The sequence below is a fragment of the Niastella sp. genome (genome assembly GCF_045805085.1).
Lineage (GTDB): Bacteria > Bacteroidota > Bacteroidia > Chitinophagales > Chitinophagaceae > Niastella.
On record NZ_JBJMLX010000162.1, the window covers coordinates 1 to 5,055 of the forward strand.

Below are 5,055 nucleotides of genomic sequence, written 5' to 3' on the forward strand. Positions count from 1 at the left end.
CAACAAGGTAAAGCTCTGGCATTTCAATGGGCAATTACTAGCCGAACTCGAACATCAGAACTTTGTACAGTCCCTTGAACAGTTAGCTGATAATAAGATCATCAGTGCTTCGTATGATGGGACGATAAAGGTGTGGGAGATTTAAAATGGAAGCTGAAATAAGGCATAGTAAAATTTTGTACCATCACCAGTACAAAATTTTACTTTCAGGTATACTAATATACAACAGCAAATTTCCTGGACAATTTTACTCATATCCTTATTGCATATACTAAATTATTTAGTATCTTCAACGTCCCAACCAGCAAATATAGATTCCCCCACTCATTATTGTTAACTCGTGACCTTTCAGGTATGAAAGTCGCCTTTCGTTTCAATCATTATGCATCGAGATATATACTGTACGAAATCAACCAATGAACACCGGACTTATGAGTTTGTAAGTGATGGGCCTAAAGGCTCCATTAAAAAAGTAATTAAATTTGAGGTAATGGGTTACAATCTCTATAACTTGTGTTTTGGCGATTGGGAAGAAACCACACAATCAATAGATGATAAAGCAAGGAGCAATAATCATGACCGCGATAAAGTAATTGCTACAGTAGCTTCTACCGTTATGAGCTTCATCAAATACTATCCTAATGCAACCATTTTTGCAAAAGGAAGTACGCCAGCAAGGACCAGACTTTACCAAATGGGAATATTGGCTAACTGGCAAGAAATCAGCATCTTCTTACATATTAAAGGATATATTGACGAAGAATGGCGGCCTATCCAAAAACATATAAATTACAATGCTTTTTTGGCATGGAGCAAATAAATATTGTATCTTTATTATATAAAACAAAGTTGTTTATGTCAGCAACAACATCAATTGAAGATTACACAAAGAATATTATTATAGTAAAAGAATTAAGGGATTATAGCAATGATCCTGTTTTTAAAAAACAAGTTGAAGAGGCAAAGGAGTTTTTAAAAAAACATGGACTGCCTAAATCATATACTGACAAATACGGCATACCTGACTTCATGAAAAAGAAATAAATTAATTCTTATAATACATCTAAACCATCCAGATTAAATCGGGGTGGTTTTTTATTTACTGTTAGTTGTGGCAATTTTTAGAAGTATTTATGTAATTATCAGTACTCACAATGTATTTGGGGAAATTTTACGCTTTGCAACAATATTTCATCAGTAACACACTAAGATTCATCTGTCGCTTATTATCATTCATCTGTAGCCCACGATCATTCATCAGTAGCTCACGATAATTCATCAGTATCGTACTAAAATCCATCAGTAGCTCACTTTGACTTATAAATAGCTCACTTTGACTCGTAAGTAGCTTACTATGACTCATCAGTAGCTAACTTTAACTCATAAGTAGCTTACTATGACCCATCAGTAGCTAACTTTAACTCATAAGTAGCTAACATGACCTATCAGTAACTAACATTGATCTACATCTTAACCTGGTTTGACGTATAGTTGTAATAAAACGTACAAGAGTAGCCTAGCGTTGCCGTATAGTTACGCAACAATGACCCATAACTGGCTACATACGCCGCAAAGTTGGTCAATTATAGCTCAATGTTAGATCAAGATGCGGCATAGTTAGTCATGGATGTGCATTTAAAGAACTTCAGCCCCAATATCTTCTACGGCAGGTGTAAAGTCACCAACCTGGTCACCAAACCTTTGAACTTGCTGCCAATAAACGAACAAAATTGATCGTTGTCCTTCTGCCTGGGTCTTTGGCTCCAATGCCGGCAGTCTGTCAATCCAGGATTTTGGCAACCTGTTCCAATAAATCCTTAAATTTCCATATCATTTATAACAGCTACCAAACCTTACGATATGAAGATCATACTTGCCTGCCTGATCCAGCTAATCACCCTGAGCGCATTTGCCCAAACGCACCCCATTCCATCGGGTATTATTCACTGGAGCGAACTGCCCGTTACTAAAGGCGATCATCGTGAAAGCCGGAAACTCATCCAGGGTACTACCCCCGAATTTGATTACTTTGAAGTGCACGCCACCACCCAGGAAAAAGGCGCTGAGCCAAAACCGCCACACGCACAAAAAGACCGGGAAGAATTGATTATTGTAAAGGAGGGCACCATGAAATGCACAGTAGGCAATCAAACAAAAACTATAGGCGCCGGCAGCGTGATCCTGATACCGCCACAGGAAATGCAGGCATTCGAGAATGTGGGCAATGGACCACTCACCTACTATGCTTTTGCTTTTCGGTCAAAAAAACCAATGGACCTGGAACGAAGCAAAAAGGCTGGTGGTGTATTGATCCTGAACATAGACTCCCTTTCATTTAAAAAGACAGAAAAAGGCGGCTCACGCAAATACTTTGAACGCTCCACCGCCATGACCGACTACTTTGAAATGCACGTTACACAATTGGACCATGCCGGTCCCAGCCATGCCCCACACCAACACGTAGAAACTGAATTGATATTAATCACTGAGGGCAATACCTCTATGGTCATCGATGGCAAAACCTATACTGGTGGTCCTGGAGATCTGTACATCATGGAAAGCGGAAAAATGCATGGCATTACCAACGTAGAAGATAAACCATGCAGCTATTTTGCTTTTAAGTGGAGATAGAGTTCTTTCGAATCCTATTAAAGCAGGAACGAAATTCATAGTTGTAACGTTTATACAGACCTATGCCTCTCTGGCACCCGTATATTTACAGCACCGGAAAGCAGGTGCCGCAGAGTAGTCTCAGGCAATACGTAGTATGGCTTCAGTATAGTCTCAGGCAGTATGCAGTACTGCTACAGTAGGGGTGAAAGCAGGATGTGCCATGGATGAAGTATGGATGAAGTATAGATGAAGTATGGATGAAGTATGGATACAGCATACCAATAGCAAGACAATAGCAAGGGAATAGTAAGGCAATAGTAAGGAGATAGTAAGGGAAGAAATGGGAAACAACTGGTTTCGGTGGCTGCCGGCAAAATTATTTTCTATGTATGTTTCTGGTGGCATTTTAAATTAAAACCTCGTTATAAAGATACGAAATGCCTTTATAACGAGGTTGAATATGGGCTCAATATTTTTCTTTTAAATGAAGAAAGGAGCTATAGCTATTTTTTAACTAATAACTCATCAATACTCCAGCGAAATATCTGCTGCGTGTATAGGAGTAGTCCGGCCCCGGTAAAAACAAATACGGGGTAGTTGAAGGGAGCGCGAATGCCGAGGGAAGCGATCATGAACGCAGCAAAGGTAAGCGTGATAATAGCCGCTCCCAACCCCATCCATTTTGTTTTAAAACCAACGATCAAACAAACACCCAGCACGCATTCTGCAATGGTGGCTACCAGACCGGCAATATTCGCCGTATATAAATTGGCAAAGGGCATTAACTGGTGCGTATACGCTATAAAATGCGCCCAATCGCCCCAGGCTGCCTTACCAGACCCGGATGCGCCTAAAAATCCCAACCGGTCAAATACGGGTAACAGAAAGCCAAGCCCCAGTGCTATCCGGGTGAAAAGTTGTGCAAATGCGGTCCTACCTGTTTTCATAGGTACAAATCTAAACGAACCACCCCATCCCTTTCTTAAAGTAGTTTAAGTTATTTACCCCCAGCCGCTGGTAGCTTTGTGGAAAATAATAAAACATGAGCAATCGGATAGAAATTCAACAAGTGCAACCCAAGGCCTACGAAGCTATGTTTGCATTGGAAAAATATCTCGGTCAAAGTAAAATTGAGCCCTTATTAAAGGAATTAATAAAGATCAGGGTATCCCAAATAAACGGTTGTGCCTATTGTATTAATATGCATACAAAAGATGCGAGAAAACTGGGCGAAACCGAACAACGCATTTATGGGTTGAGTGCCTGGCGCGAAACTCCTTTTTATAATGATACCGAGCGGGCAGTACTGGCGCTGGCGGAAGAGATCACGCACATTTCGGTACACGGTGTAAGTGACGAAACCTACAGCATGGCACTGGAACAGCTGGGTGAAGAAAAACTGGCCCAGGTAATAATGGCCGTCATTACAATAAATGCATGGAACCGGATAGGCGTAAGCACCCACATGAAGCCTACACTGGATTAGGCATAGTTATATATATAATATAAACACCGGAGTTTCTTAGATCCTTTGAGGTACTAAGTGTGAGTTTCAGGTTACAAGTTTCAAGTTACAGGGAAAACCAGGCTGAGTTTTCTCCTGAAACCTGGAACCTGAAACTTGTAACTGCTTTTAATTTCCCACTCAGCTTCACTACTCAAGTGGTATTTCAATAATTACGAATGATTTGCCGATCTACCCTTCGCCCTGAGCATACTTAAGAATTCGGGCGTAAAACCTAAAAACGACGCAAGCATGTATTGCGGAACGCGTTGAACAAATTCAGGATAGTTGTTTACAAATTGAAAATAGCGGTCTTCAGCAGAAGTAACCAACAGCAACTCCATTTTTCTAAGCGCCGCCGTATAGGCGCGCTGCATCAGCAACCTGAAATAATTATTCAATACAGGAATTTGTTGAAACAGTTCGTCCGAATCTGACCGGGTAATGATGGCAATCTCAGAATCTTCTACCGGCTGAATATTATATGTTGAAGGAATGTTGTTTTGAAAACTATGATAATCGCTGATCCACCAACCTGAAATGGCAAATTGAAGGATCTGTTCTGTCCCATTGTCAGTTATTGAATACAATCGAACACAACCTGACAATACAAAAAAATTACCCGTACAGATCTGTCCCTGCTTTAAAAGAAAATCCTTTTTTGATACCTTTTTATATCGCAGCCTTGCTTGTAAAATTTCCCGTTCCTGTTCGTTGATGTGAACAAAACGAGCCAGGTGTTCAAAAAGCATCTCAAACATGTGCAGGATTTTATTTGTGAAGGTACAAAGCTATCCCGATTCCCCGGGGTGGCATTTTTTATTCCTGATTCAACCGGTAAACAGCAGCCCCCATTAAAATACCTTAAAATTTATTCAGGCGGTTATTACAGTTATCGCTTTTTCATTTACTTTACCGTTCATTTTACATTTTTAGTA

At 40.3% G+C, this 5,055-nt stretch carries 7 protein-coding genes; 5 read left to right on the forward strand and 2 right to left on the reverse strand.

The annotated features are described in order from the left end of the window. From ACJ751_RS08035 to ACJ751_RS08050, 4 genes are all read left to right on the forward strand, one after another. Positions 1 to 145: hypothetical protein (locus tag ACJ751_RS08035; RefSeq protein WP_407744980.1), on the forward strand; the 145-nt coding region annotated here is incomplete at its 5' end. Positions 146 to 382: 237 nt separating this feature from the next. Beyond that, a complete protein-coding gene (locus ACJ751_RS08040) occupies positions 383 to 820 on the forward strand; it encodes a DUF6934 family protein (protein WP_407744974.1) in 438 nt (145 codons plus the stop codon). 35 nt (positions 821 to 855) lie between these two features. Next, positions 856 to 1,044, forward strand: coding sequence for a hypothetical protein (locus ACJ751_RS08045; RefSeq protein WP_407744975.1), 189 nt, complete (start codon positions 856 to 858; stop codon positions 1,042 to 1,044). An 816-nt stretch (positions 1,045 to 1,860) separates the two neighbouring features. After that, positions 1,861 to 2,631 (forward strand): cupin domain-containing protein, encoded by a 771-nt coding sequence (locus ACJ751_RS08050; RefSeq protein WP_407744976.1) that lies wholly within the window; start codon positions 1,861 to 1,863, stop codon positions 2,629 to 2,631. Positions 2,632 to 3,116: 485 nt separating this feature from the next. On the opposite strand, the gene ACJ751_RS08055 is transcribed toward ACJ751_RS08050, so the two are convergent. Next, complete coding sequence (locus ACJ751_RS08055) at positions 3,117 to 3,560, reverse strand: hypothetical protein (RefSeq protein WP_407744977.1); 444 nt, start codon at positions 3,558 to 3,560, stop codon at positions 3,117 to 3,119. 95 nt (positions 3,561 to 3,655) lie between these two features. On the opposite strand from ACJ751_RS08055, the gene ACJ751_RS08060 reads away from it, so the two are divergent. Continuing rightward, entirely contained in the window at positions 3,656 to 4,099 is a 444-nt protein-coding gene (locus ACJ751_RS08060) for a carboxymuconolactone decarboxylase family protein (RefSeq protein WP_407744978.1), read from the forward strand. A gap of 191 nt (positions 4,100 to 4,290) precedes the next feature. Here the strand turns inward: ACJ751_RS08060 and ACJ751_RS08065 are convergent, their stop codons facing one another. Next, positions 4,291 to 4,878: a Crp/Fnr family transcriptional regulator gene (locus ACJ751_RS08065; RefSeq protein WP_407744979.1), complete on the reverse strand. Its 588-nt coding sequence runs from the start codon at positions 4,876 to 4,878 to the stop codon at positions 4,291 to 4,293. Positions 4,879 to 5,055: the final 177 nt, after the last annotated feature.

What these genes read in the sequence shown, in the direction of transcription:
- ACJ751_RS08065 (WP_407744979.1), bottom strand. Translation starts at nt 4,878, where the DNA reads ATGTTTGAGATGCTTTTTGAACACCTGGCTCGTTTTGTTCACATCAAC.
- ACJ751_RS08050 (WP_407744976.1), top strand. Translation starts at nt 1,861, where the DNA reads ATGAAGATCATACTTGCCTGCCTGATCCAGCTAATCACCCTGAGCGCA.
- ACJ751_RS08045 (WP_407744975.1), top strand. Translation starts at nt 856, where the DNA reads ATGTCAGCAACAACATCAATTGAAGATTACACAAAGAATATTATTATA.
- ACJ751_RS08060 (WP_407744978.1), top strand. Translation starts at nt 3,656, where the DNA reads ATGAGCAATCGGATAGAAATTCAACAAGTGCAACCCAAGGCCTACGAA.
- ACJ751_RS08040 (WP_407744974.1), top strand. Translation starts at nt 383, where the DNA reads ATGCATCGAGATATATACTGTACGAAATCAACCAATGAACACCGGACT.
- ACJ751_RS08055 (WP_407744977.1), bottom strand. Translation starts at nt 3,560, where the DNA reads ATGAAAACAGGTAGGACCGCATTTGCACAACTTTTCACCCGGATAGCA.